This window comes from Pandoraea oxalativorans, assembly GCF_000972785.3.
Taxonomy (GTDB): Bacteria; Pseudomonadota; Gammaproteobacteria; order Burkholderiales; family Burkholderiaceae; genus Pandoraea; species Pandoraea oxalativorans.
Genome location: NZ_CP011253.3, coordinates 683,830 through 709,368, shown reverse-complemented (window position 1 = coordinate 709,368; position 25,539 = coordinate 683,830). Strand labels below are relative to the sequence as shown.

The window sequence follows — 25,539 nt, the reverse complement described above, 5'->3', positions numbered from 1 at the left end:
ACGGTCATGCAGCTCTACAGCTTTTTCAACAGTTCGACGTCGTACCGCGTACGCATCGCCCTCGCGCTCAAGGGACTTGCGTTCGACACGATTCCGGTGAACATCCGCGTCGGTGAGCATCGCGCGCAGCCGTATGTCGACGAAGTGAACGCGTCGGCCACCGTGCCCGCGCTGGTCGATGGCGACGTCTCGCTCGGTCAATCGCTCGCCATCATCGACTATCTCGACGCGAAGTATCCGCAGACGCGTCTGGTGCCGCAGGACATCGAAGCACGTGCGCGTGTGCTCGAACTGTCGATGCTCATCAGTTGCGACATCCACCCGGTGAACAACCTGCGCATCCTGAAGTATCTGCAAGGGCCGCTCGGCTTGTCGGCCGAGCAGAAGGACGCGTGGTATCGCCATTGGGTCGCAGAAGGCATGGCCGGCGTGGAGCGTCTGCTGGTGAAGTACGGCCACGGCGCATGGTGCTTCGGCGACACGCCCACGCTCGCCGACATCTGCCTGATCCCGCAGATCGCCAACGCGCAGCGCATGGGTTGCGATCTGTCGGCATATCCGCGCGCGATGGCGGTGTTCGCGCTGGCGCAAACGCATCCGGCGTTTCTCGCGGCGGCCCCCAGCCGTCAACCGGACTACTCGGCGTGAGTGAAGTCACGCCAGCGTTCTCAGACGACGCTGGCGGCATGCGCGGGAAGTGAACGAAAAAGCAGGAGGGCAGGCAATGCCCGAGGAGACAAGCATGACGCAACCCCATCAACCCAAAGCGCTGGTCGTCGGCGGCGGCATCGGCGGCCTCGCCGCTGCGCTCGCGCTCGCCAATCAGGGCGTGCAGATCGAGCTGCTGGAACAGGCCGAGACCATCGGCGAAATCGGTGCGGGCATCCAGTTGGCAGCCAACGCCTTCGCCGCGCTCGATGCGCTCGGTGTCGGCGAGGCCGCGCGAGGACGCTCGGTCTTCACCGATCACATCACGCTGCGCGACGCCATCGACCGCAGCATCATCGCGCAAGTCGACGTTGGCGCGCCGTATCGCGAGCGCTTCGGCAATCCGTACGCCGTGATCCATCGCGCTGATATTCATCTGTCGATCCTCGAAGCCGTGCAACGCAATCCGAGAATCCAGTTCCGCACGGCCACCCGCGTCGTGTCGCTGGAACAGGATGCGCATGGCGTCACCGTCGTCGACCAGCACGGCGAGCGTCACACCGCCGACGCCGTGATCGGCTGCGATGGCGTGAAGTCCGCCGTGCGCGCCGCACTGATCGGCGACGAGCCGCGTGTAACGGGCCATGTGGTCTACCGCGCGGTGGTCGATGTCGAGAACATGCCGAAGGACTTGCAGGTGAATGCGCCGGTCGTGTGGGCCGGTCCGAACTGCCACCTCGTGCACTACCCGCTACGCGGCGGCAAGCAATACAACCTCGTCGTCACGTTCCACAGCCGCGAACAGGAAGTGTGGGGCGTGCGCGACGGCAGCAAGGAAGAAGTGCTGTCGTACTTCGAAGGCATCGACGCGTTGCCGCATCAGATGCTCGACCGTCCGACGTCGTGGCGTCGCTGGGCCACCGCCGACCGTGACCCGGTCGAGCAGTGGAGCTTTGGCCGCGCGACGATCCTCGGCGACGCTGCACATCCGATGACCCAGTACATCGCGCAAGGCGCGTGTCAGGCACTCGAAGACGCCGTCACGCTCGGTGCGGCCTACACGGCAGCGAACGGCGATTTCACCGAGGCCTTCCGTCGTTACGAATACGCCCGCATCCCGCGCACCGCGCGCGTGCTTTACGGCGCACGCGACATGGGCCGCGTCTATCACGCCAAGGGCGTGGATCGCTGGGTGCGCAACTCGCTGTGGAAGGGCCGCACGCAGACGCAGTTCTACGACGCCCTGCAATGGCTGCACGGCTGGCGCGCCGAGAACTGCCTGTCGCAAACCCCGTGGCTGGCCGACGCATAAGGCGGTAACCGCAATACCCCACGCGGAACAAAAAAATTCCACCGCGTGGACCCGTCGCGCGACCGCTCACCTGCGCTCGCGCGGCTTCTGGCACCTCAGAGGAGACACCCCATGCCAGCGAATCCCATCAACGTGACGGCATTCATCGACCGGCATCGCATCTCGCCGTTTCAGATGATGATCGTCGTTCTATGCTTCCTGATCGTCGCCATCGACGGTTTCGATACCGCGGCCATCGGCTTCATCGCCCCCGCCATTCGTGCCGAATGGTCACTCACGCCCGCGCATCTCGCCCCGCTGTTCGGCGCAGGACTTGCCGGTCTCATGGCCGGTGCGTTCCTGTTTGGCCCGCTCGCCGACAAGTTCGGACGCAAGACCATCCTCATCTTCTCGGTGCTGTTCTTCGGCGTCGCGAGTCTCGCGTCGGCCTGGTCGATGGACCTGTGGCACCTCGTCGCCCTGCGCTTCCTGACGGGCCTCGGCCTCGGCGGTGCGATGCCGAACGCGATCACGCTGACGTCGGAATACTGCCCCGACTCGCGCCGTTCGTTTCTTGTGACCACCATGTTCTGCGGCTTCACGTTGGGCTCCGCCCTGGGCGGTCTCGCCTCGGCAGGCCTGATCGAAGCGTTCGGCTGGCGTTCGGTGCTGGTCGTCGGTGGTGTGATGCCCGTCGTACTCGGCGTGATTCTGATCCGCGCGTTGCCTGAATCCGTGCGCTATCTGGTGATGGCGGGCAAGTCGCCGGAGCGCGTGGCCGCGTCGCTGCAACGCATCGCGCCGCATGAGGATCTGCGCGGTGCTACGTTCAATGTGGCGATGAAACCGTCGACCACGTCGCCGGTGCGGCATCTGTTCAAGCCGGAATTGCTGCGTGGCACCCTGCTCTTCTGGGTGACGTTCTTCATGAGCCTGCTGGTGATCTATCTGCTCTCGAGCTGGCTGCCGACGTTGCTTCGCACGAACGGCCTGACACTGCGTAACGCGGCCATCGTCACGGCGATGTTCCAGGTCGGCGGCACGCTCGGGGCCATCGTCCTCGGCTGGCTGATGGACCGCTTCAATCCCCATTACGTGCTCGCAACCGCCTACGTACTGGCAGGCGTGTGCGTGGCCGCCGTCGGCCCGTTGGCCAGTTCGCCGGTGCTCGCTTCGGTCGCCGTGTTCTGGGCCGGGTTCTGCGTCTCGGGCGGTCAGGTCGGCGCGAACGCACTCTCCGCCGAGTTCTATCCGACGGATTGCCGCGCGACCGGCGTAAGCTGGGCAAACGGTGTCGGACGCATGGGCTCGGTGGTCGGGTCGGTGGGCGGTGCGTCGATGCTCGCCATGGGATGGTCGATGCCCGCGCTGTTCGCCGCCATCGGCGTGCCTGCGGTGCTGGCCGGTTTCACGATGCTCACGCTCGGCCGCATTCGCCACCGCCAGGCCGCGCTCGCCGTCGAAGCGGCGGCATGATCCGGCGCTGATGCGCCGCGCAATCCGTCGCGGATAGGGATAGAGTGTCGACTGACGGCGAATCGAGGTGCCTGCCCACCTGTCGCCGTCGGTCCAAATTCCTCTGACGGAGATTGAAGGTGTCGCTGCCCCCCTTGCTGGTCATCATCCCGATGCATCCCGAGCAGTCGTCCGAACTGCAAACCCGTTTCGAAGTGATTTACCGCCCGAGCCACCATCCGACGCCGGAAGGCTGGGGACCGGAAAGTGAGCGCGTGCGTTTCGTGCTCACCAACGGCTCGCGTGGCATGAGCGCTGCCGAACTGACGCAGTTGCCGAACGTCGAGCTGGTCAGCGCACTCGGCGCCGGTTACGAGAATCTGGACATTCCGGCGATGCGCGCGCGCAACGTCGTGGTGGTGCATGGCGCAGGTGCCAACGCCCCGACCGTGGCGGATCAGGGCTTCGCCCTGCTGCTCGCCGCCATTCGCCGCATTCCGGAATATGACGCGGCATGCCGCAAGGGCATCTGGCGCGACGCGCTGCCCATGCAACCGGGTGTCGCCGGGAAGAAGCTCGGGGTCGTCGGCCTTGGTGCGGTGGGCCGCCAGTTCGCCAAACGCGGCGAAGGCTTCGATATGCAGATTGGCTACCGAAACCGGAACCGTCGCGACGACCTCCCTTCGCACTATCAGTACTTCGACAGCGTGACGGCACTGGCCGAATGGGCCGACATTCTGGTGGTGACGGCGCCAGGCGGCGCGGAATCCCATCACATGATCAATGCCGACGTGCTACGCGCGCTCGGCAAAGACGGCTTTCTCGTCAATCTGGGGCGCGGCAGCGTCGTCGACACCGCAGCGCTTGCCGATGCATTGCGCAACGGTGTGATCGCTGGCGCGGGGCTGGACGTCTATGAAGGCGAGCCGTCGCCGCCCGCCGCACTCATCGACTTGCAGAACATCGTGCTGAGCCCGCACGTGGCGGGCCGTTCGCCAGAAGCGGAAGCGGCCACCCTCTCGATGTTCATGGAGAATACCCGCCGCTATCAGGCGGGCGAACCGGTGCTGACGCCACTGTAAGCCGCTGTGAACCGCTGACGCTTGCGACGATTACGCCGCGATTCAGTGATTATCGAGCCCGTCGATGCTTCGTTCGGGAGACGGCGACAGCGTCTCGCCGTCGTTGACGGGCTCGAACTCGATGCTGCTCCTGGCGTTGCACGTCGCGAAAACGGTATCGCAGGTCGGGCACTTCACTTCGGCCTCCGAATGGAGATAGTCGTGCAGCGCCTGAACGCTCGGCTCACTGGCCGCCACGGCGAACCGGGCCTTGCAGGTCGGGCAAACGACGAAACCGGTATGGATCGACAGCATTGTCAGCCTCCTGAACAGTCATTAAGGAACGCAATCGTTCTACAGCCAGTCGGTGCGCCGGGGCCGTTCGCGGGTCTCGTCGCGGGTCGACGGGGTGTGATCGGTAGCGCCTTCGCGGCCCTCGCGGTCTTCACGGTCTTCGCGAGTACGGTGCTCGTTGGCCGCCACGCCAATCGTCGGCTCGGCTTGGGGCTCGGCGTCGCGCGCCGAGGACGCGCGCTGTGCATGATGTGCGTGCTGCACCGGATCGAAGTCGCGCCATTCGCCCCCTTCCCACACGCCATTCGCCTGCTCGATTTCCGCCGCGCCCGCATCGCGCAGCACGGCAATCGCCGTACCCGCCGTGGATTCGCTGACGTGTGTGGCTAGTATCACCCCAGCGTCTCGCATACCTGCCTGCTTTGCCGATACGCGCTCGCGGCTCTGCATGCGTCGCAAAGCGCCGAGGAAGGCGCCCAGATAGGCCCCCGCCATCATGCCGACGACAGGCACGAGCCAGAAGCGCCAGACCGCGACGTATAACAACGCGCCCAGCGCAAGTCCGAAGGCCCCACCCGCGATGACGCCCTGCGCCGCGCCCCGGCTCGCCGGACGCGCCGCAGCATCGGCATCCACATCGCCGCCCAACGCAAACTTGGCGTGCTGGCCGGTGGGATTCAGAAAGAACACCGACACGTCGGACGGTCGAAAGGACCGGTCGTATAACCGGCTCGCCACCAGATTCGCCTGATCGAACGTCGTGAATCGCCCTGCCACGATCATCGCCATTGCCTATCTCCCCTTGCTGATGTCACGCATCGATTCCAATGGGATGAGCGTCTTGCCGCTTTGTTTCATCAAGGAATCCTTATGACATGGCCATCGGCATTGAGAAAATCAATGCAGGGGAACCGGCACGCCTCGGGATGAATCGCAACGTAATAGGGCGGCCATGCGGCATGCAAGCGCGCGGGTGATGCCTATACGGGATTTCCTGCACGTTCGGCGCTGCTCTGCTTCGTGCACTCCCGGAACCCCACATTCGGTCACAGCATTGGGAGCATCTATGGCTCGCGCAATCTGGAAGGGCGCCATCAGCTTCGGACTGGTCAACGTACCCGTCACCCTGTTTCCTGCCTCGACGACACACAAGCTCGATCTGGACTGGCTCGACAAGCGCACCATGTCGCCGGTCGGCTACAAGCGCGTGAACAAGGAGAACGGCAAAGAAGTGCCGCGCGACCAGATCGTGCACGGCTACGAGTACGAGAAAGGCAACTATGTCGTGCTCAGCGACGACGAGATCCGCTCGGCCAATCCGACGGCGACGCAGACCGTCGACATTCTGGCGTTCGTCGATGCCACGGACGTCTCGTTCATGTATCTCGATACGCCTTACTACCTCGTGCCCGAGCGTGGCGGCGCAAAGGCCTACGCGCTGCTGCACGCGGCGCTCATCAAGGCGGGCAAGCTGGGCATCGCGCGCGTGGTGATGCACACGCGCGCGCATCTCGCCGTGCTCGCGCCAGCGGGCGACGCGCTCGTACTCGACACCCTCAGATGGCAGGACGAGATGCGCGATCCGGCCGAGGTCGGGTTGACGAAGGAGAAGTTGCAGAAACTCGCCGCGCCCGGCGAGCGCGAACTGGACATGGCGATCCGGCTGATCGACGAGATGTCCGGGCCGTGGCATCCCGGCGATTATCACGACACGTTTCAGGACGACCTCAAGGCGCTCATCGACCGCAAGATCGCGTCCGGTCAGACACGCGAGGTCGCACAGATCGAAGCGAGCGCCCCGAAGCTGGCGAGCGGCGGCAGCGTCACCGATTTGATGGCGCTACTCAAGCAGAGCCTCGGGACGAAGGGCGAGCGCGATGCCGGGACCGTCGATGCGCAGGACGTCGAGGCGAAGCCTGTGAAGGCGCGTAGTTCGGAAAAATCGTCGACGAAAGCGTCGGACAGCAAGACGACTAAGAAGACGGCGGCCAAGAAGGCATCGGTCAAGCGCGCCAAGTCGACTAAATCCACCAGAACCAAGTGAGCGCGACGATGCCAAGACGCGCCTCAGACAAGCCGACCAAAGCGACGAGTGCGAAACCGGGTCGCCGTCGCACATCCGCCGATCCACTCGCGGCGTACGATGCGAAACGCAACTTCTCTGCGACGCCAGAGCCGCGCGGTAAGCGTGCATCCCGCCAGCATGCGCTGCGGTATGTCATCCAACGGCATGACGCCAGCCATCTCCATTACGACTTCCGTCTGGAACTCGACGGCACCCTGCGTTCATGGGCGCTGCCGAAGCAACCGAGTCCGGATGTCAGCCGTCCGCGACTGGCGGTTCAGGTCGAAGACCATCCGCTCGCTTACGCCGACTTCGAAGGCGACATTCCCGCAGGCAACTACGGTGCGGGGCACGTCGACATCTGGGATCGAGGCATCTGGATACCCGACGGCAACGCATCGCGCGATTACGCGAACGGCAAGTTGTCGTTCACATTACAAGGCGAACGACTCAACGGACACTGGACGTTGGTGCGCACCGACAAACCCGCGCGCCAACCGCAATGGTTGTTGATTCACCGGCATGACGACGGGCATGCATTACCGCATACCGAGCCGCCGACGTCGAAACCTGCGACGACACGCAGATCGTCGACGAAACCACCCGACGAGATGCGTCCGATGCTGGCGACACTCGTCGATCAGGCACCGTCGTCCGAAGGCTGGCACGCCGAGTTGAAGCTCGACGGATATCGCGTCCTCATCCGCATTGCGGGCAACGACATTCGCGTCTTCACACGCTCCGGGCAAGATTGGACGCGCCGCTTCCAACCCGCCGTGACCGCCTTGCGTGAGCGCGGTCTCCCCAACGCGTGGCTTGATGGCGAGGCGGTCGTCGCCAACGAGCATGGGTTACCGGACTTTCAGGCGTTGCAACGTGCGTTCGACGAAGACGCCCAGAGCGCCATCGTCATCTACGTCTTCGATCTGCCATGGTGTAACGGCGAGGATTTGCGCGAGGCGCCGTTGCACGAGCGACAAGCAAGGCTATCAAGCATGTTCGAAGGCAAAGAGACGGATGCCGTGCGCGTGCTCCAACCTGTCGCAGGCGATCTCGGATCGCTCTGGCACGGCGCGTGCGAAGCGGGCCTCGAAGGCATCATCGTCAAGCGCGACGACTCGACCTATGTCGACGGTCGCAGCGACGCATGGCGCAAGCTCAAGTGCTCGCAGCGTCAGGAGTTCGTCGTATTGGGGTTCACGGAACCCGCCGGCTCGCGACAGGGATTCGGCGCGTTGCTGCTCGGTTATTTCGACGATGACGGCAAGACGTTGCGCTACGCGGGCAAGGTCGGCACTGGCTTCGACGCCAAGGCGTTGCTGCGCATGCGCAAGCAACTCGACGCGATTGAGACGCCCCGCCCTGCACTGTCCCCTGCGCCGCGCCCGGGGGGGCAGGCGCGTGTGCACTGGGTGCGCCCGACGCTGGTCGCAGAAATCCGCTTCGCCGAGTGGACGCGCGACGGCCATGTGCGTCAGGCCTCGTTCCACGCGATGCGCACCGACAAACCGGCGAAGGAGATTCGCCGCGAGACGCGCCGCAGCGGTGCCGTCAACTCATCGAAGGAGAAACCGCCCATGCCGCAATCATCCGCGCTTCCAGTGAAGATCACACACGGCGAACGCGTAATGGACACGCACTCGGGCGTGACGAAGGTCGAGCTCGCCGAGTATTACGACGCCGTCAGCCAATGGATGCTCCCGCACCTCGCCGACCGACCGGTGGCTGTGCTGCGTGCGCCGGAAGGTATCGGCGGCGAGATGTTCTTCCAGAAGCATGCAGCGAAGACGATCACCGGCGTACGCATGCTCGACCCGTCGCTCGATCCGGACCACGAACCGCTGATGCAGATCGACGATACGCGCGCACTCGTCGGGGCCGTGCAGATGGGGTCGGTGGAGTTCCACACGTGGAATGCGCGCAGCGATCTGATCGAGCGTCCCGATCGCGTGATCTTCGATCTGGACCCCGGCAAGGGGGTGACGTTTGCGCAGATTGTGGAAGGCGCGCAGCTCATTCGGGGGCTACTGGACGAATTGGGGCTGACGGCTTTCGTGAAGACGAGCGGCGGCAAGGGGCTGCACGTGGTGACCCCCTTGGCGAGGCGTCACGAATGGGACTTCGCGAAGGCGTTCGCAGAAGCCATTGCCAAGCATATGGCGCGCGTGTTTCCCGACCGGTTCACGGCGACGATGGGACCGAAGCATCGCGTAGGGAAGTGTTTCATCGACTATCTGCGCAACTACCGGGGGGCGACGACCGTATGCGCCTACTCGGCCCGGGCGAGAGAAGGCATGGCGGTATCGGTGCCGGTCCATTGGGAGGAATTGTCCGATTTGCCCGGTGCCGACGCCTGGACCGTGCGCAACGCTCTAGACCGCCTCACCGCACTGAAAGAAGACCCGTGGGCAGATTACGATAAGGCGTCGCAGCAACGCGTGACGAAGACGATGCTGGATCGGCTAGGGGATTGAACTCACCCCCGCGACGCCCCCACATCCCCATCCTGTAACCACCGGCGCTTATCCCGTAGCGGTGCTTCGCCGAAGACGCGGGCGTATTCGCGGCTGAACTGCGATGCGCTTTCGTAGCCCACCGCCTGTGCCGCAGACGACACGGCAACGTCCGCCACGAAGATCAAACGACGCGCTTCCTGCAGGCGCAACTGCTTCTGATACTGCAACGGGCTCATCGCCGTCACCAGCTTGAAGTGGTGATGCAACGACGACACGCTCATGTGCACCTCTTGCGCCAGCGACTCCACGCGCAACGGCTGCGCATAATGGTCGCGCAACCACCGCACCGCATTCGCGATCCGGTTCATCTGGCTGTCCTGCATCACCATCTGACGCAACAATACCCCCTGCCCGTTCATCAGCAGCCGGTAGATGATCTCGCGCTTGATCATCGGCGCAAGAATCGGGATGTCGCGCGGGGCATCGAGCAGACGCAGCAAGCGCAGCACCGCGTCCAGCAACGCAGCGTCGAGCCGGTTGACGTACAACCCGCGCCCGCACGGCGACGGGGCCGGTGGCGGCAGATGCTCGTCGCCGATGAGCGACGTGACGTCTTCCGCCACCAGATTCAGACGCATGCCCAGATAAGGCGATTGCTCGCTCGCCCCGGACACCTGCGCCACCACCGGCAAGTGCACCGACGAGACCATGTAATGCATCGGGTCGTACGCGTAGTTTGCCTCCCCGATCTGCAAACGCTTCTCGCCTTGCGCAATCACGGCGAAGGCAGGTTGCTGCAACGCAGGCTTCGGCCCACCGGGATGCAGGATGCGATGCACCATCAGACCGTCCACCGCCGTGGGCGCTGTGCCTTCCAACCCATGCGTCGCGCGTTCGAGCAAACGCACCAGTTCCGCGCGGGCGGCGTGCGACGGATCGGCGGCGCGACCGTCTTGCGGTGGTGCGCCGTGAAGCGACGCCGGTGGCGATGTTTTGACGAGATGCATGGCAAGTCCTCGATTCAGGGTGGCCGTCTCCGACATTCCCGGCCGCAATGAACCGAAGCATACGCCTGTCATAAAAAATTGCCTGATCCTCCGGAGTCACATCCACACGTTCAGGCACGAAATCCGGAGAATCCGGCAAGATCCGACACGCACCGTCGATCCTCCGATCCCAGGCCCGGACAGTCCTCCGTCACCTGACCGCCATGTTCGACAACGCTTTCCCGCTGCATGCCGGTCCAGACGACACCCCGCCATCGCGTCCGATTGCAGAATCAGGCAGGAAATGTGCAGAAACAGGTACTGCTTGCCTGATGCCCCGCGACGCATAATGCATCCCATCCCGTGCACACCGTCTCCCTCACCGACGGCCACCTGCGACGGGCAGCTACTCAACGGAGCGATGCAATGCGACAACGGAAACTCGGCAACACCGGCCTCTTCGTCTCGGAACTGTGCCTCGGCACGATGACCTTCGGCGGACAGGGCGACATGTGGAGCAAGATCGGCCAATTGCAACAGAACGATGTCGACGCGCTCGTCGGTCGTGCGCTCGACGCGGGCATCAACTTCATCGATACCGCCGACGTCTATTCGGAAGGGCAGTCGGAGATGCTCACCGGACAAGCCCTGCGCAACCTCAACGTGCCGCGCGACAGCGTGGTCGTCGCCACGAAGGTCTTCGGCGTCACCGGCGCACAGGGCAGCAACTCGCGCGGCCTGTCGCGCTATCACATCATGGACGGCGTCAAGGCCAGCCTGAAGCGTCTGCAACTCGATCACATCGATCTGTATCAGGTACACGGCTTCGACCCGGTCACGCCCATCGAAGAGACGCTCAGCGCGCTCGACACGCTGGTGCGTCAGGGCCACGTGCGCTACATCGGTGTCTCGAACTGGGCCGCCTGGCAGATCGCCAAGGCGCAAGGCATCTCGGCACGCCTGAACCTCGCGAGCTTTGCTTCGCTTCAGGCGTATTACACCGTCGCCGGACGCGATCTCGAACGCGAAATCGTTCCGATGCTGCGCAGCGAGAACGTCGGTCTGATGGTGTGGAGCCCGCTGGCAGGTGGCCTGCTCTCGGGCAAGTACACGCGTGACGGTCAGTCGGAAGACGGCGCGCGCCGCCAGAGCTTCGACTTCCCGCCGGTGAATGTCGAACGTGCTTACGACGTGATCGACATGATGCGCGGCATCGCCACGGAAAAAGGCGTGTCGGTTGCGCAGATCGCGCTCGCCTGGCTGCTCGCGCAACCGGTCGTCTCGACGGTCATCATCGGGGCCAAACGCGCAGATCAACTCGACGACAACATCGCCGCTACGCGCGTCACGCTGAGCGAGCGCGACCTGTCGGCGATCAACGCCGCGAGCGCGCTGCCCAGCGAGTACCCGGGCTGGATGCTCTCGCGTCAGGGCGATCCGCGTCGCGCGCAACTCGCCGAAGCTGGCCTGCTGTAAGCGATCGACACCGAACGTCTTCGGCGTTCGGAACGGGAAACGGCGCACTGAGAACACAGTGCGCCGTCTGTGTTTCATGCGGTCAGAACGTGTGCCGCATGCCGACGTTCACCCCCAACTGACTCGTCCCCGCCGTGGGCGATCCCCCCGCCCCGCCGGAACTGACCGAGTAGGCCGCATGCTCGCTGTTGCCCAGCCAGGCGACTTGCGTGTACACGGCGGTGCGCTTCGACAGGAAGTAAGTGCCGCGCAACGTGGCCATCGTCGCACGCGCGTTCTGACGGGCGTTCAGCATGCGGAAGACTTCGCCGTCGAGCGCAAATGCCGGTGAGAACTGATACAGCGCCCCGACATAGAACATGTCGGAGTTCACATCGGCGACGGCGGCCGACGCGGTCTGCACGCGACGTCCGAGCCATCCCGCGCCCGCCTTCCAGTTGCCGCCCTTCACATAGCCGTTCAATTGCCAGCGGGTGTCCTTGTCCGACGAACTGGTCAGCGGCACCGCCGCCGCGCCATTGAAGAAGCTCGCGGCAGCGCCTGCGCCGCCGCGTTGCTCGTCCCACGCTCCGGCCACGCCGAACCATGCCGTGTCGTACTTCAACATCGCGGAGACCTGGCGACAGGCGGTCATCTGCCCGGGCGTCTGACCGGCACAGGTGCCTTGCCCCGGCGAGTTGCCGGTGCCGCCGCTGTCCCGCCCGAACGAGTAGGTCGCGCCAACGGTCAGGCCGCTGAATACCCCCTTGTAGGCGACGGTGTTGTCGCTGCGCGCGTTGGGGATGTAGTTGTCGAGCGAGCCGCTGCCGTACAGGTCGGGGCCGAGAATGTCGGCATCGCTCATCACCCAGAACGTCATCGAATATTGACGCCCAAACGACAGCGTGCCGTACCGATTCGACAACCCGGCCCACGCCTGACGTCCGAACAACCGCCCGCCCTGATTCAGATCGCCTGCGCGCACGTTGAAGCCGTTCTCCAGCATGAATAGCGCGTGCAGACCGCCGCCCAGATCTTCGTCGCCGCGCAGGCCCCAGCGCGACGGCAGCGAACCGGTGTTGGCGGGCATGCGTACGAGCGAACTGTTGTTGGGCCCGGCGTGCGAGATGTATTCGATGCCGGTGTCCAGAATGCCGTAGAGCGTCACGCTCTGGGCCGAAGCGAAAGTGGTGGCCAATGCGAGGCCGGCAGCCAGCGCGAGCGCAGGCAGTCCCTTGTGGATCACGGTGGTGTCTCCATGGATACGTGTGGTGGCCTGACCTGTGCCGGTCAGTTGCAGCGCCACCGCAGCGCCGTCGGGGGACGTGCGGTTGCGGTGGGTACTTCGCAGACGCACGTCGGTGGTTCGGCGTGCATCCGTTGATGCGCTCAGGCGAGGATCAAACGGTGCCCGGTGCGGGCTGCGTCGCCGCTGCGGCGAGCGAGCCGCCGCGTCCGACGCGACGACGCATCACCAGCATGAGCGCCGCCGCAAGAAACGCCGGGATCGCGACGATCTGGAACGCCTGCGCCGTACTCGACGCCGAGGCGATCAGCACACCGCCCAGGCTCGACCCGAGGATCGAGCCGAGACGGCCGACGCCAAGCGCCCAGGCCACGCCCGTCGCACGGGAGGCGGTCGGGTAGTACGCCGCCGTCAGGGCGTTCGCGCCGGTCTGCGATCCCGCAATGCCGAAGCCCGCGAGGAACACGACGAACATGAGCCAGCCCGACTGGTGCGTCACAGCGCCCAGCACGCACAGCGCGATACCGGCCATCACGTAAGACGCCGCCAACACGCGGTACGGACTCGTGCGGTCCATCGCGAAGCCGATCATCACGGCACCGACCGTGCCGCCGAGCGGCAACATCGCACCGATACGCGCTGCTTCCGAGAGCGTGTAGCCGGAATCCTTCACGACCAGCGGCAGCCAGCTCGTGAGCAGGTAGAACGCGCAAAGCGTGCAGAAGTACGTCGCCCAGAGCAGCAGCGTGCCCATGATGTATCGACGCGTGAACAGGCCGCCCACCGCCGAGTTCGTCTGCCCGACAGGCGTTACCTCCGGATCGATGCGTGTGACCTGCGGGTCGATGTGACGGGCGATTTCCAGCAGTTGGTCGGCACGGTCGCCGCGCGCTGCAAGGTAGCGCATCGACTCCGGCAACCAGCGCATGAGTACCGGCACGAAGGCAATCGGGACCACGCCGCCTGCGATCAACACACCGCGCCAGCCGATGTGCGGCAGCGTCTGGGCGACGATTTCGCCGCCGATGGCGAAGCCCAGCGTGAAGCCGCAGAAGGTGGCCGTCACGAGCAGCGAACGCATGCGCTCGGCGCAATACTCGGAACTGAGCGTGATGGCGTTGGGCATTGCACCGCCCAGACCGATCCCCGTGACGAAGCGCAGTACGGCGAGCTCCGTCGGGCTATTCACATAGGCCGAGGCGATGCTGCCGAGTGAGAACAGAATGACGGAGAGGATCAGCACGCGCTTGCGGCCGATGCGGTCGGCGAGCGGCCCGAACACGAAGCAGCCGAGCATCAGGCCGCCGAGGCCCGCGCCGAACACCGTGCCGAGGCTGGTCGTCGCCATCGCCCATTCGCTGCGGATGGCCGGTGCGAGGTAGCCGATGGCCGCCGTGTCGAAGCCGTCCAGTGTGACGATCAGAAAGCACAGGGCAATCACGCGCCATTGAAACGGCGTGATGCCTCTGCGGTTCATCAAAGCGGATATTTCCATGTCTGTCTCCTGTGCGGCAATGACCGCAAGAGCAGCGGGCCGTGGCGTCTGTCGGCGACGCTCTGTGCAAGGGCTCGCTGCCGGTTGGGGGCGATTACATCAAGAACGGTGGTGTGAAGAAGATGAAGATGAAAGCGCAACTGTGCCGGGCAACTCCGGGTCGCCCGCCGACAGGTACTCCCACATGCGCTCGATGATCCGGCCCGAGCGCGTGGCGCGTGCGCGGCATTCGTCGTCGCTCAGCACGGCGGCGGGCAGCGACGCGTCGAGCGCGAGCACGTCGAGATCCACGCGGGCGGCGTCTTCGGGATACCACGTGAGCGCGACCATCGCTTCGAGCGTATCCGCCGCGACGACGGCCCCGTTGCCGCGCATCACGACCGCAGCATTCGTGCCCATCGTGGCGATCACGGCGGCGGCCTGTTCGTCGGAGCGAATCAGTTGCGGGTCGTCCCAAAGCGGCACGCCGGGGGCGAAGTAGGTGCCCGGCCCGTGCAGCGCGCGCGGCGTTCGGCGCAGCGTAGAGAGCGACATGGTCTTGGGCGGCATGGAGCGCGCAATTGCGCCGATGTCGGCACGCGTGCGATAGATCTGCTGATGCAGACGGACTTCGCCGAGCACGCCGTCGGGTAGCGGGCCGTCGATCGGCACCACGGTGCCCTTCTCGCCAACCCCGATGAGCCCCATCGGGCGGGCGGCGCAGACGACGAAGCGATCCGCATCGAGACGCGCGCTGCAATGCCCGTATGCGTGCGCCAGCCCGGCACGTGCCAGCGTGCGGGCGGCCACGCGCACGGCGCGGTCGATGTCGGCCATGCCGTCGTGACGTGCGGCATCGAATGTAACTTGTGTCATGGGGATACCGGCTGGCAGATCAGGACGAAAACTCGGGAATCTCGGGCTTCGCGCCCCACATGCAGAACCCGGTCGGATCGAACGGGAATTGACGCGGCACGTACGTGGCTTCGTCCTCCGGCGCGATCTTGCGCACGCCCGTGGAGTATTCGTAGACCATGCCGTCCGGCCCCGCGAAGTACAGGAACATCGCGTGCGACGTCGGGTGACGCCCCGGACCGAAGCGAATCGGCACGCCCTGCTCGCGCAGGAAGTACCACGAGCGCATCAGGTCGTCGATGCCGTTGACCTGAAAGTTCACATGCTGAATGCCCGCACGCTTGGCCGGGAACAGCGCGATCTTGTGGTGGACGTCGTCGATACGCAGCAGCGGCGCATCGCCGATACGGTCCGACACACGCGCATTGCACACACTGGTCCAGAAGGCTTCGTCGCGACGCGCGTCCGTCGTGCACAAGCCGACGTGACTAAACGAATCGATGCCTGCGTCGCGCTCGCCGTGATAGCCGCGTCCGGTCTGCGCCGCGCGCAGTACCAGCTCGATCTGGTTGCCGGTGGGATCGCGGAACGTGAGGAAATCGGCCACGCGCCGCAGGTCGGCCTCGTCGCGCGTACCGCGTCGAAACTCGATGTGCATGGCGTCGAGTTGCGCTGCTGCGGCGTCGAAATGCGCATCGCTGGCGACGTCGAACGCCACCGTGTGATCGGCGGGATCGCCCTCGAAGTAGCACACCGAATGATCGCGGCTGTCGCTGCGAAGGAATACGAAACCGGCTTCCCGCCGCACTTCCTGCAACCCGAGAATGGTGCGCGCATAGCGTGTCGCACCTTCGAGGTCGCGCGTCCCCAGCCGCACGTAACGAATGTCGTGCAGATTGATCACCGCTTGTCTCCTGCGGATATTGTTCGTGTCCCGGACGTGCGCCCGGTGACTTCAATGTCGTGAGGGATACGATAAGGACCGGCGTCGCATGACGCCAACAAATTGCGTAAATGCGCGGTATTTACGTCGTGAATTGGGGGTGCAGCATGCGGGCGTGGCGGTGCCACGCCCGCGGCGAGCATGTACCGCCAGACAGGAGGACGATCAGTCTTCGCCGTGGAACAGGCGGAAGATGGTGCTGCGCAGCCAGCGATGGCCTGCATCGGTGTGAAAGCGCTCGTGCCAGAGTTGCGAGATGTCGAACTCGGGGCCGTCGAATGGGAGCGCGTAAGTGCGCAGGTCGGCAGCGGCCTTGAGGGCGCGCCCCAGACGCGTCGGCACGCACACGACCAGATCGCTTGCCGCGATCAGCGCCGAGAGTCCCATCGAGTGCGCCATGCGCAGCGCCACGTGACGCTGCTGCCCCGACTGCGCGAACCAGTGCTCGACGGCGGTCTCGAACACGTCGTGATGACCGGCCGTGGGACGATAGACGGCGTGCGCCGCCTGAAGGAAGGTCTCGGCGGTGAGTTCGCCGCGAATCGTCGGATGCCCTTCGCGCACGAGGGCCACATAGTGTTCGCGGAACAGGCGCTGCTGATGGAAGCCCGACGAGAAACGGGTGAACAGGCCGAGCGTGAGATCGATGTCGCCCATCGCCATCGCGTTCTGCGCTTCGCGCGGCGTCGTGTCGACCGTGACGATGCGAACACCTGGCGCTTCGACGGCAAGCGTCGCCATGAGCTTCGGCATGAAGATCAACTGGCCGATGTCGCTCAGGTAAAGACGGAACGTGCGTTGCGCGTTTGCCGGGACGAAGTCTTGCGGCGCTTCGACGGCGCCGCGAATCAGGCCAAGTCCCTCGGTGATCGGTGGAGCCAGCGATGCGGCGAGATCGGTCGGCAGCATGCCCTGCGGTGTCTTGACGAACAACGGGTCGCCGAAGGCGAGCCGCAGACGCTTGAGCGCGTTGCTCACCGCCGATTGCGTGAGATTCAGTTCCTCGGCCGTGACCGTCGTGCTGCGCGTGCGCAACAGCGACTCGAACACGAGCAACAGATTCAGATCGAGCGAGCGTAAGTTCATCTCTGCCAGGCAGTCCTGCAAGAAGCGTCCCGCATTTTAGGCAACCCGCAGTAGCCCGCGCAGTGCGGGAAACCCCTGCGCTGCGCGCGGCTGCGTTCATGGTATTTACGTGCGCGCATCCTCGCGCGCCAGCGCGTGCAGACGCGCGATCACTTCGAGCACTTCCGGGCGCTTTTCGCGCTTGGCCGTCACCACGTGGTACTGCAACGGGCAAGCGACTTCGGTATCCGACAGTCGCACGAGACGGCTGCGCGCCATCCACTCGCTCGCCAGCGGCGCACGGACAAGCGCAATGCCCAGCCCCGCTTCGGCCGCCGCAAGCACCACCGTGTAATCCTCGAAGCGACGGTCGCGCGCACGCGGTCGCAGCGACACGCCGTGCGCGCCGCACCACGCGCGCCAGCCCGTGAGATCGGAGTCGTGCAGCAAGGGCATCGCCAGCATCTCGGACACACTCGCGCCCTTCAGACGCTGGGCCATCTCGGGCGAGGCCACCGGGTACAGCATTTCGCCCATCAACGGCTCCGAATCGACGCTCGCCCACCCGCCACGTCCGTAGCGCAAGGCGATGTCCACTTCGCCCGCGCCCACGTCGGCGTTGCGATGCTCGGTCGTCACATGAATGTCGATGAACGGCTTGCCCGCTTCGAGCGATTGTAGGCGCTCGAGCAGCCACAGCTTGGCGAACGACGGCACCACGCTCAGGCGCACCGCCGGGGCCTTGCGCGCCTGATGCCACTGATCGGCCGCCGCATCGATCACGTCGAAGGCATGTTCGATGCGGCCCAGAAACCGCTGACCGTCGCACGTCAGGCTCACCCCCCGCCCGTGCCGCTCGAACAACGCACAGCCGAGCCAGTTTTCAACGGCGCCGACCCGGCGACTGATCGCGCCATGCGTGAGGCCGCTCGCTTCGGCGGCCGCCGTGAACGAGCCATGACGGGCGACGAGACAGACGGTTTCCAGATTCGCCAGCGGCGGACGGGCGCGAGGTTCGGCGTTCATGGTTCAGGGATGTCGAGTTGGCGTGCGGGCAAATATTGGGGACAGATCGGCGCGCGAAAGTGCGCCGCAAGCTGTGAATCTGGCTCACATCTTGCCAGCGATTTGTGCAGTAGCTTATCACCGCAGACGTACGGCAACATAAGCATCTGCGGGCAATTTCGCCCCTCGCACCTTCCCTTCAGGAGCCCACCGTGTCAGCCGCTGCCCCCGCCTCTTTCACGCTTTACGTCGACGCCCAGTTCACCAGCCCTTACGCGCTGTCGGTTTTCGTCACGCTGCGCGAGAAAGGTATTGCGTTCGATCTGCGCACCGTCGATCTCGATCAGGGCGCGCATCACGAAAGCGGCTTTGCCGACCTGTCGATCACGCGTCGCGTGCCGACGCTCGTGCACGGCGATTTCACGTTGTCCGAATCGTCCGCCATCGTCGAATATCTGGAAACGATCGCCCCCGACGTGCCGGTATATCCGGCCGACGTTCGCGAGCGTGCGCGTGCCCGGCAAGTGCAGGCATGGCTGCGCAGCGATCTCGGTGCACTGCGCGAAGATCGTTCGACGCAGGTGATCTTTTACGGCCCGTCCGATGCCCCGCTGACCGATGCGGGCTACGCCGCGGCGAGCAAGCTGATCGCCATCGCCGAGAGCCTGCTGCCGGACGGGCGCATGTCGCTGTTCGACAAGTGGTGCATCGCCGACGTCGACCTCGCGGTCATGCTCAACCGTCTGGTCTATAACGACGACGTCGTCCCGCCTGCACTGGCCGAATACGCGCGCCGTCAATTCCTGCGCCCGGCGGTGCAGGAGTGGATTGCGATGACGCGTCCGCCGCGCGAATGCGACCTGGTGGACGGTAAGGCCGCTTAGTGGGTATCGATGTGCCTTGACGGGGGCCGCTTCGTCCTCAGGCAGCAACCATCGCCAGTTGCTGGCGGTGGATACGGATATGCAGCAGCACCAGAAGACGGTTCGGGCAGTCGTCGCGCAACGCGACGCTGCCTGTGCCGCGCCGACCGTCGGCACGTTCAACGCCATCGAACATGACATGCCGACTGGCGAGCGCCGCCTGAAACGCGGCGCACGCCAGGGAGCGCGACGCGAGCAACAGCAGCAGCAAAGACGCCGCCATCGCAATGCGAAAGTCGGCCGAGGTGAAGACGCGCTCCGGCACATCGAAGATGAGCATCGCGATGACGACGCAAGCGTCGATGCACACAGCGCCCAGCGAGGCCACGATCAGATACGCGCGCAACATTCGAATCGTTGTCGACTTCATCCGTCTCCTCTCCCACTCTTGATCTACGGGCGGAACGTCCGCGCATCGCCTGCGAGGACGTTCCCGACATCATGCGCCTTAGATATTAAATGTCGAGTGTCGGCAGACCCGCGACCTGAAATGATTTTTTACACACTGTTACCCTGCGCCGCATCGGTTTCATGGCAGACGTACGTCGACGCGACCTTCGGCAAATTACGCACTTTTCTTGCAAAAATCGCGCAAATTCCGATATTTTTCAGCGCCATATCCCCCAGAAGCCCATCGTGACGGGAGAAGCGGTGAATTCAGTCGACAGGCAGGCCCCGAAAGGAGGAAAATACGCACCTTGCCGTTTACGTTAACGGCACTGACGACTGAAGCCACCTCTGCCGAGACATTTGAAGAAACATGAGCGCCGATAACCAACTGCGTTTTGTCGTGGAGCCGCACGCCAACCCCACCCCCGCCGACCAGATCACCGCCGCACTGGCGAACCCGGTATTCGGCCGCGTATTCACGGATCACATGGTCACGATCCGCTGGACCGAAGGTCGCGGCTGGCATGACGCAAAGGTGGAAGCCCGCCGCCCGTTCCAGATCGATCCGGCGTGCGCCGTGCTGCACTACGCGCAGGAAATCTTCGAAGGCATGAAGGCTTATCGCGGTGAAGACGGCAAGATTTCGCTGTTCCGCCCGCAAGCCAACGCCAAGCGTTTTCGCGAGTCGGCCCAGCGCATGTCGATGGCCGATCTGCCGGAAGCCGTCTTCCTCGAAGCCGTGGAAAAGCTGGTCGACATCGACCGTGCATGGATCCCGGGCTCCGAAGGCAGCAGCCTCTACATCCGTCCGTTCATGTTCGCCTCGGAAAGCTTCCTGGGCGTGCGCGCCGCGCATGAATACATCTTCTGCGTGATCGCCTGCCCGGTCGGCCCGTATTTCAAGCCCGGCAAATCGGCGGTGACGGTGTGGGTCTCGGACCAGTACACGCGCGCAGCACCCGGCGGTACCGGTGCAGCGAAGTGCGGCGGCAACTACGCCGCCAGCCTGATTGCGCAAACCGAAGCGAGCGCCAAGGGCTGCGATCAGGTCGTGTTCCTCGACGCCGCACAACATCGCTGGATCGAAGAACTCGGCGGCATGAACGTCTTCTTCGTGATGGACGACGGCTCGCTCCAGACGCCGCCGCTCTCGGGCACGATCCTGCCGGGCATCACCCGTGCGTCGATCATCGAACTGGCACGCCGCGAAGGCCTGACGGTCAATGAGACACCGTACGAGTTCGCACAGTGGCAGGCGGATGCAGCCAGCGGCCGTGTGAAGGAAACGTTTGCGTGCGGCACGGCGGCGGTGGTGACGGCCATCGGTCAGGTGCGTCACGCCAACGGCGAATTCAACATCGCCGACGGCGGCGAAGGCCCGGTCACCAAGCGTATCCGCGATCAGCTCACGGGCATTCAACGTGGCAAGGTGGCCGATCCGTTCCAGTGGGTCCACCACGTCGCGTAATCGCGCGTTAACACCGTTACACGGTAACTACATAACAAGCTGTGAAGCTGCGCGTCGCCCGAGACAGCGACGCGGGAAATCTTCGGCGGCGCGTTCCGGCATCAGGAGAGCCGGGCACGCCGTCTTGTCGTTCCTGACTTACTGATCATGAAACACGATACGGGCGCTGTATCCGGCGCCATTGCGGCAACCGACACAATCGGTGTACCGCACTCCGTGGTCGAAGACATCTATGCGATGGTCATCGGCATGGCATTTGTGGTGGTCGGTCTGGTGCTGCTCAAGGCTGCCGGGTTGGTTACCGGCGGCGTGGCTGGCATCGCACTGCTCGCCTCTTACGTCTTTCCGCTGCCGGTGGGCACCATCTTTACGCTGGTGAACATTCCGTTCTTCCTGTTCGCGTACTTCACGATGGGCGCGCGCTTTGCGCTCAAATCCACGGTCGCGAGCTTCGGCATTACCTTCGCCCTCGCGGCCATGCCGCAAACGTTCGACATCGCCTTCGTCAATCCGCTGTTCGCCGCGTTCGTCGGCGGCACGCTGTGCGGCATGGGCATTCTGGCGCTGGCGCGGCACGGAGCGGGCGTGGGCGGCACCGGCATCGTCACGCTGTGGCTGCAACGCAAGCGCGGCATCAATGCCGGTATCACGCAGGTGTGCATCGACACGACGATTCTGATCGCGTCGCTCGCCACGATCCCGGCCGGACGCGTCGCCTGGTCCGCCATCTCGGCCATCGCAATGAGCGCGATGGTCGTCGCGTGGCACAAGCCGGGACGTTACACGGGACGCTGAGCGCGCCCGTCATTTAACAATATCGAAGCCCAAGCCGCTATCAAACTGTAGACAGCAGCAATGCGAACGGAAGTCTGGGCCCCACTGTAGCGGCCCGCAACTACCGGTCATGAGCGGCTTTTTTCTCGTCGCGTCGTTGCGAATAGTCTTATTCGCGGAACCTCGGTCGCAGGCGTTTACACGCCTGCTTGGCCGCGGCGTTCATAATCAAAGCTGCATGCGGACCAAGTCTTGCGGCTATGGCCCCTCACCGTCGTGCCAACCAACATCTGTCCTACGTCCGCACACTCCTGTTGTGATGCAGTACCATCCATGCAAATACCATATGCTGACGGAAAAATGACTCTCGATATCCACGGCGGCCTTAAGAACACCGCAATCAACACTAGCGACTACATTGTGTTCGAAGAAATGCTCTCGAACGCTATCGATTCCTATCTGATTCGCCAGAACGCAGAAAAGGAAGCGCCACCGTTTTCGGTGGAGATTCGGGTGGAGATCGTCAGCACCTCATTGTTCGACGATGGCTTTGATGTGGAGATCTGCTGCACCGACAATGGTGCGGGGTTTGGAGAGGAGCAAGTAAAAGCGTTCATCACGAAGGACTCGACTTACAAGGACCGCCTCAAGATTCAGGGAATTGGAAAATGCAAAGGTGCGGGCCGCATCCAGTTTTTCCATCATTTTGAGCGGCTCTCACTTGATAGCGTCTTTAGACATGGGGACGACATTCGTCGAAGGACGCTCAACATCGAAAGTGCAACCCGGGAAGTATCTAGAGAGTCGTTTGCCGAGGAATCTGCGTTGGGCGCCGATTTGTACACGACCGTTACCCTACGACGACGACGCACCGCGGCAAGCATAGGTGATGCGAGATCCGAACGGGGAGCCACTCCCGACACGTTCTCTTGCGGTGGCATTGCTGACCACCTGTACACATCATTTCTCCAACGCCTTATCGTATTGAGAGGCTTGATCGGTGATTTCACGATCAAGATAGCTTCCACGTGTTCAGGAAAAACTGAGACCGCCACCATCGCCGGGAATGATCTCCCAACTCCGCTGGAAACGCTGTCCCTACCACTGATTTGCGAGCACGGCAAAGGCGCTCAACCGACCTCGACGTTGGAGATTACTCGCTACAGTTTCCTAGCAAGCAAATTCCCGAGCTTTCAACACGAAGTAGCCCTCTGCGCGAACTCTGCCATCGTGCAACAACTCACGAAGCGATACCTGAAATCAGCTTCAGATAGACACAAACCGATTGACGGCAATTTTGAACTTATTCTGGTGGAGAGCCCGCTCCTGGAGGAACGGGTAAATCTCCAGCGAGACGGTTTCGATATCCCTGCGGAGTGCGGTACAACCGAGGATCTAGACGGACAATTCTCGCTCGACGATGTGATTGACTCTCTTGAAGATTATGTCTACGGGATTATTACTCCCAAAGACTTCGACAGAGACGCCTTGGTCCGAGCCACCGAGGTGAAATTTGGCATCACTCAGCAGATGCTCGAAGGAGGGTAATGCCCCCTGAAATCCACCGCTAGGAGAAGTAGAATTTTCTCGTTAAGAGGGAGTTCTGCAGATGAAGAAGTCGAGATTCACGGACAGCCAGATACTGGAGGCGCTCAAGCGCGCGGAGGCTGGGCTGGCGGTGCCGGAGCTGTGCCGAGAACTGGGCATCAGTTCGGCAACGTTTTATAAGTGGCGCTCGAAGTACGGCGGCATGGACGCGTCGATGATGTCGCGCATGAAGGAGCTGGAGGCGGAGAATACCCGGCTTCGCAAGATGTGCATCGAGGAGAAGCTCAAGGCTGAGATTGCCTCGGAGGCCCTGCAAAAAAAGTTCTGAAGCCATCTCGTCGGCGCGAGATGGCAAAGCAAGTTGTGCAACAGCGGCGCGTGTCAATTCGTGTGGCGTGCGCGGTGCTCGGCATCAGCGAGTCGTGCTACCGGTACGCGGCGAAGTTGAACACGGAGAACGAAGAGATTGCCGACTGGCTACTGCGTATTACGGGCTGCCATCGCAACTGGGGTTTTCTGCTGTGCTACTTCTACCTGCGTAATGTGAAGGGATTCGGCTGGAACCACAAGCGCATTTACCGGATTTACCGGGAGCTGGAGCTGAACCTGCGCATCAAGCCGAAAAAGCGGCTGGTGCGCGAAACGCCGCAGCCGCTATCGGTACCGGAGGCCATCAATGAAGTGTGGTCGATGGACTTCATGCATGACCAACTGGTTGACGGGCGCAGTATCCGGACGCTGAACGTGATTGATGATTTCAACCGCGAGGCGCTGGGCATCGAGGTGGATTTCTCGTTGCCATCCGAGCGGGTGATTCGCACGCTGAAGCAGCATATGGAATGGCGAGGCAAGCCGAAGGTCATCCGGTGCGACAACGGCCCGGAATATTTGAGTGCGGCCATCGTGACATGGACGCAGAAGCAAGGCATCCGGCTGGAATACATCGAGCCGGGCAAGCCGCAGCAGAATGCGTATATCGAACGGTTCAACCGGACTGCGCGATACGAATGGCTGTCGCAGTACCTGTGGGAGGACCTGGAGCAGGTTCGCGAAGCGGCGGCCGACTGGATGTGGATTTACAATCACGAGCGCCCGAATATGGCATTGGGCGGTTTTACCCCGAAGCAGCGGCTTGCCATGGTCGCTTAGTTTCTACTTCTGCTGACCGTGGAAAACGGGGGCATTACCGGAGCAAACGTCAAAATCCGGTACAGCGACACCGAAGAGAATATTGCTCAACGCGTTCTAAAAAGATTTCAGGAAGACATCGTTGATGACACATCGAATCTCTTCAAAATTAAAGACGAACTGCTAAAGCTCGACCCGAGAACTCCCGATTTTCGCATCAAAGTCAACGAATTATCGTGGAAGTACACAAGCACTATCAAGAAGATGGATATGACCAACTTGTCTCAATTGGTTGTCCGTCGAACAGCAATGATCGAGGTTCTTCGGCATGCGGTTGAAAAACTATTAGAATGCCAGAAACACGTCGATGGAAAGAGAAATGACCACGAGCGTATTATTCACAACGTCTTCTTCCCAACGGGAAAAGACAACTCCGACACGAAAGACCATGACATCTGGCTCCTCAATGAGGAGTATCAATATTTCGAACACATTGCCTCGGACAAGCCATTACATTCCTTGAAGTGGCTAGACGGCAAAAATCTCTTCGAGTCAGATGTCGATTCAAGCCTTGAAGCACTATTTTCCGAAAACAACTCCGAACATAGTGCTAAACGGCCCGACATAGCCCTCTTCAATCAGGAAGGTGCTGCGATCATTATAGAATTCAAAGCCCCAGACGTTGAAATTCAAGATCACATTAATGACTTGACACAATATGCTCGATTACTGGCAGCCAAATCCAACGGCAGAATTAAAAAATTCTACGGCTACCTTATCGGAAACAAGCTGAATCACTCGCGTATGCCAACCGAGTGGAAGCGATTCTCCAGCACCAAAGGCTACTTTCACACCGGAACACTCGAAGATCCGGAAACTGGAAAACGATACGGGGAGTTATATTCGGAATTGCTCTTTTATAGTCATTTCATTGATCGAGCAGAGTTGCGCCTGGGCATCTACAAAGACAAACTCAAGATTCAGCTGGATTAAATCAACTTTTTCCCGA

Annotated in this window: 23 protein-coding genes; 13 read left to right on the top strand and 10 right to left on the bottom strand. The window is 62.8% G+C overall.

Features of this window, described 5'->3' with window-relative positions:
- Positions 1-6: 6 nt before the first annotated feature.
- From maiA to MB84_RS03245, 4 genes are all read left to right on the top strand, one after another.
- Entirely contained in the window at positions 7-648 is a 642-nt protein-coding gene (gene maiA / locus MB84_RS03260; protein ID WP_046290736.1) for a maleylacetoacetate isomerase, read from the top strand.
- 94 nt (positions 649-742) lie between these two features.
- Entirely contained in the window at positions 743-1,960 is a 1,218-nt protein-coding gene (locus tag MB84_RS03255) for a 3-hydroxybenzoate 6-monooxygenase (protein WP_046290735.1), read from the top strand.
- A gap of 111 nt (positions 1,961-2,071) precedes the next feature.
- Complete coding sequence (locus MB84_RS03250) at positions 2,072-3,415, top strand: MFS transporter (protein WP_046290734.1); 1,344 nt, start codon at positions 2,072-2,074, stop codon at positions 3,413-3,415.
- A gap of 119 nt (positions 3,416-3,534) precedes the next feature.
- Positions 3,535-4,476, top strand: coding sequence for a 2-hydroxyacid dehydrogenase (locus tag MB84_RS03245; protein WP_084009989.1), 942 nt, complete (start codon positions 3,535-3,537; stop codon positions 4,474-4,476).
- A 42-nt stretch (positions 4,477-4,518) separates the two neighbouring features.
- On the opposite strand, the gene MB84_RS03240 is transcribed toward MB84_RS03245, so the two are convergent.
- Positions 4,519-4,770 carry an MJ0042-type zinc finger domain-containing protein gene (locus MB84_RS03240; RefSeq protein ID WP_046290733.1) on the bottom strand — a complete coding sequence of 84 codons (252 nt, stop codon included), beginning with the start codon at positions 4,768-4,770 and terminating at the stop codon, positions 4,519-4,521.
- 39 nt (positions 4,771-4,809) lie between these two features.
- Positions 4,810-5,538 carry a hypothetical protein gene (locus MB84_RS03235; protein WP_065225744.1) on the bottom strand — a complete coding sequence of 243 codons (729 nt, stop codon included), beginning with the start codon at positions 5,536-5,538 and terminating at the stop codon, positions 4,810-4,812.
- 277 nt (positions 5,539-5,815) lie between these two features.
- Between MB84_RS03235 and ku the strand changes: the two genes are divergently transcribed.
- Both ku and ligD read left to right on the top strand, forming a co-directional pair.
- Entirely contained in the window at positions 5,816-6,793 is a 978-nt protein-coding gene (gene ku / locus MB84_RS03230) for a non-homologous end joining protein Ku (protein WP_046290732.1), read from the top strand.
- An 8-nt stretch (positions 6,794-6,801) separates the two neighbouring features.
- Positions 6,802-9,288, top strand: coding sequence for a DNA ligase D (gene ligD / locus MB84_RS03225; RefSeq protein ID WP_084009988.1), 2,487 nt, complete (start codon positions 6,802-6,804; stop codon positions 9,286-9,288).
- A 2-nt stretch (positions 9,289-9,290) separates the two neighbouring features.
- On the opposite strand, the gene MB84_RS03220 is transcribed toward ligD, so the two are convergent.
- The gene (locus tag MB84_RS03220; protein WP_084009584.1) at positions 9,291-10,277 is read right to left on the bottom strand and encodes an AraC family transcriptional regulator; all 987 of its coding nucleotides are present in this window, start codon (positions 10,275-10,277) and stop codon (positions 9,291-9,293) included.
- A 405-nt stretch (positions 10,278-10,682) separates the two neighbouring features.
- On the opposite strand from MB84_RS03220, the gene MB84_RS03215 reads away from it, so the two are divergent.
- Positions 10,683-11,732: an aldo/keto reductase gene (locus tag MB84_RS03215; RefSeq protein WP_046290731.1), complete on the top strand. Its 1,050-nt coding sequence runs from the start codon at positions 10,683-10,685 to the stop codon at positions 11,730-11,732.
- 82 nt (positions 11,733-11,814) lie between these two features.
- On the opposite strand, the gene MB84_RS03210 is transcribed toward MB84_RS03215, so the two are convergent.
- From MB84_RS03210 to MB84_RS03185, 6 genes are all read right to left on the bottom strand, one after another.
- Entirely contained in the window at positions 11,815-12,954 is a 1,140-nt protein-coding gene (locus MB84_RS03210; protein WP_046293352.1) for a porin, read from the bottom strand.
- 157 nt (positions 12,955-13,111) lie between these two features.
- Complete coding sequence (locus MB84_RS03205) at positions 13,112-14,452, bottom strand: MFS transporter (protein WP_046290730.1); 1,341 nt, start codon at positions 14,450-14,452, stop codon at positions 13,112-13,114.
- A 99-nt stretch (positions 14,453-14,551) separates the two neighbouring features.
- Positions 14,552-15,307 (bottom strand): class II aldolase/adducin family protein, encoded by a 756-nt coding sequence (locus tag MB84_RS03200; protein ID WP_245725470.1) that lies wholly within the window; start codon positions 15,305-15,307, stop codon positions 14,552-14,554.
- Positions 15,308-15,326: 19 nt separating this feature from the next.
- Entirely contained in the window at positions 15,327-16,190 is an 864-nt protein-coding gene (locus tag MB84_RS03195) for a VOC family protein (RefSeq protein ID WP_039395713.1), read from the bottom strand.
- A 204-nt stretch (positions 16,191-16,394) separates the two neighbouring features.
- Positions 16,395-17,315 carry a LysR family transcriptional regulator gene (locus MB84_RS03190; protein ID WP_046290729.1) on the bottom strand — a complete coding sequence of 307 codons (921 nt, stop codon included), beginning with the start codon at positions 17,313-17,315 and terminating at the stop codon, positions 16,395-16,397.
- A 105-nt stretch (positions 17,316-17,420) separates the two neighbouring features.
- A complete protein-coding gene (locus tag MB84_RS03185) occupies positions 17,421-18,320 on the bottom strand; it encodes a LysR substrate-binding domain-containing protein (RefSeq protein WP_046290728.1) in 900 nt (299 codons plus the stop codon).
- A gap of 191 nt (positions 18,321-18,511) precedes the next feature.
- On the opposite strand from MB84_RS03185, the gene yfcF reads away from it, so the two are divergent.
- Positions 18,512-19,183 (top strand): glutathione transferase, encoded by a 672-nt coding sequence (yfcF, locus tag MB84_RS03180; protein ID WP_046290727.1) that lies wholly within the window; start codon positions 18,512-18,514, stop codon positions 19,181-19,183.
- 37 nt (positions 19,184-19,220) lie between these two features.
- Here the strand turns inward: yfcF and MB84_RS03175 are convergent, their stop codons facing one another.
- Positions 19,221-19,592 carry a hypothetical protein gene (locus tag MB84_RS03175; protein WP_046290726.1) on the bottom strand — a complete coding sequence of 124 codons (372 nt, stop codon included), beginning with the start codon at positions 19,590-19,592 and terminating at the stop codon, positions 19,221-19,223.
- Between the two features lie 390 nt (positions 19,593-19,982).
- Between MB84_RS03175 and MB84_RS03170 the strand changes: the two genes are divergently transcribed.
- The 5 genes from MB84_RS03170 to MB84_RS03145 all read left to right on the top strand — a co-directional run bounded on the left by MB84_RS03170 (position 19,983) and on the right by MB84_RS03145 (position 25,523).
- The gene (locus tag MB84_RS03170; RefSeq protein ID WP_046290725.1) at positions 19,983-21,080 is read left to right on the top strand and encodes a branched-chain amino acid aminotransferase; all 1,098 of its coding nucleotides are present in this window, start codon (positions 19,983-19,985) and stop codon (positions 21,078-21,080) included.
- A gap of 147 nt (positions 21,081-21,227) precedes the next feature.
- Complete coding sequence (locus tag MB84_RS03165) at positions 21,228-21,875, top strand: YitT family protein (RefSeq protein WP_046290724.1); 648 nt, start codon at positions 21,228-21,230, stop codon at positions 21,873-21,875.
- A 339-nt stretch (positions 21,876-22,214) separates the two neighbouring features.
- The gene (locus MB84_RS03160) at positions 22,215-23,402 is read left to right on the top strand and encodes an ATP-binding protein (RefSeq protein WP_046290723.1); all 1,188 of its coding nucleotides are present in this window, start codon (positions 22,215-22,217) and stop codon (positions 23,400-23,402) included.
- Positions 23,403-23,463: 61 nt separating this feature from the next.
- A protein-coding gene (locus MB84_RS03150; protein ID WP_157122622.1) for an IS3 family transposase occupies positions 23,464-24,551 on the top strand; the annotation gives its coding sequence in 2 pieces (ribosomal slippage) (positions 23,464-23,713 and positions 23,713-24,551; 1,089 coding nt in all).
- Between the two features lie 18 nt (positions 24,552-24,569).
- Complete coding sequence (locus tag MB84_RS03145) at positions 24,570-25,523, top strand: type I restriction endonuclease (protein WP_052652907.1); 954 nt, start codon at positions 24,570-24,572, stop codon at positions 25,521-25,523.
- Positions 25,524-25,539 lie beyond the last annotated feature (16 nt).

Excerpts from the sequence above, each read along its gene's own strand:
- maiA (WP_046290736.1), top strand. The coding sequence starts at position 7 with ATGCAGCTCTACAGCTTTTTCAACAGTTCGACGTCGTACCGCGTACGC.
- MB84_RS03255 (WP_046290735.1), top strand. The coding sequence starts at position 743 with ATGACGCAACCCCATCAACCCAAAGCGCTGGTCGTCGGCGGCGGCATC.
- MB84_RS03250 (WP_046290734.1), top strand. The coding sequence starts at position 2,072 with ATGCCAGCGAATCCCATCAACGTGACGGCATTCATCGACCGGCATCGC.
- MB84_RS03240 (WP_046290733.1), bottom strand. The coding sequence starts at position 4,770 with ATGCTGTCGATCCATACCGGTTTCGTCGTTTGCCCGACCTGCAAGGCC.
- MB84_RS03235 (WP_065225744.1), bottom strand. The coding sequence starts at position 5,538 with ATGGCGATGATCGTGGCAGGGCGATTCACGACGTTCGATCAGGCGAAT.
- ku (WP_046290732.1), top strand. The coding sequence starts at position 5,816 with ATGGCTCGCGCAATCTGGAAGGGCGCCATCAGCTTCGGACTGGTCAAC.
- ligD (WP_084009988.1), top strand. The coding sequence starts at position 6,802 with ATGCCAAGACGCGCCTCAGACAAGCCGACCAAAGCGACGAGTGCGAAA.
- MB84_RS03220 (WP_084009584.1), bottom strand. The coding sequence starts at position 10,277 with ATGCATCTCGTCAAAACATCGCCACCGGCGTCGCTTCACGGCGCACCA.
- MB84_RS03215 (WP_046290731.1), top strand. The coding sequence starts at position 10,683 with ATGCGACAACGGAAACTCGGCAACACCGGCCTCTTCGTCTCGGAACTG.
- MB84_RS03205 (WP_046290730.1), bottom strand. The coding sequence starts at position 14,452 with ATGGAAATATCCGCTTTGATGAACCGCAGAGGCATCACGCCGTTTCAA.
- MB84_RS03200 (WP_245725470.1), bottom strand. The coding sequence starts at position 15,307 with ATGACACAAGTTACATTCGATGCCGCACGTCACGACGGCATGGCCGAC.
- MB84_RS03190 (WP_046290729.1), bottom strand. The coding sequence starts at position 17,315 with ATGAACTTACGCTCGCTCGATCTGAATCTGTTGCTCGTGTTCGAGTCG.
- MB84_RS03185 (WP_046290728.1), bottom strand. The coding sequence starts at position 18,320 with ATGAACGCCGAACCTCGCGCCCGTCCGCCGCTGGCGAATCTGGAAACC.
- MB84_RS03175 (WP_046290726.1), bottom strand. The coding sequence starts at position 19,592 with ATGAAGTCGACAACGATTCGAATGTTGCGCGCGTATCTGATCGTGGCC.
- MB84_RS03170 (WP_046290725.1), top strand. The coding sequence starts at position 19,983 with ATGAGCGCCGATAACCAACTGCGTTTTGTCGTGGAGCCGCACGCCAAC.
- MB84_RS03165 (WP_046290724.1), top strand. The coding sequence starts at position 21,228 with ATGAAACACGATACGGGCGCTGTATCCGGCGCCATTGCGGCAACCGAC.
- MB84_RS03160 (WP_046290723.1), top strand. The coding sequence starts at position 22,215 with ATGACTCTCGATATCCACGGCGGCCTTAAGAACACCGCAATCAACACT.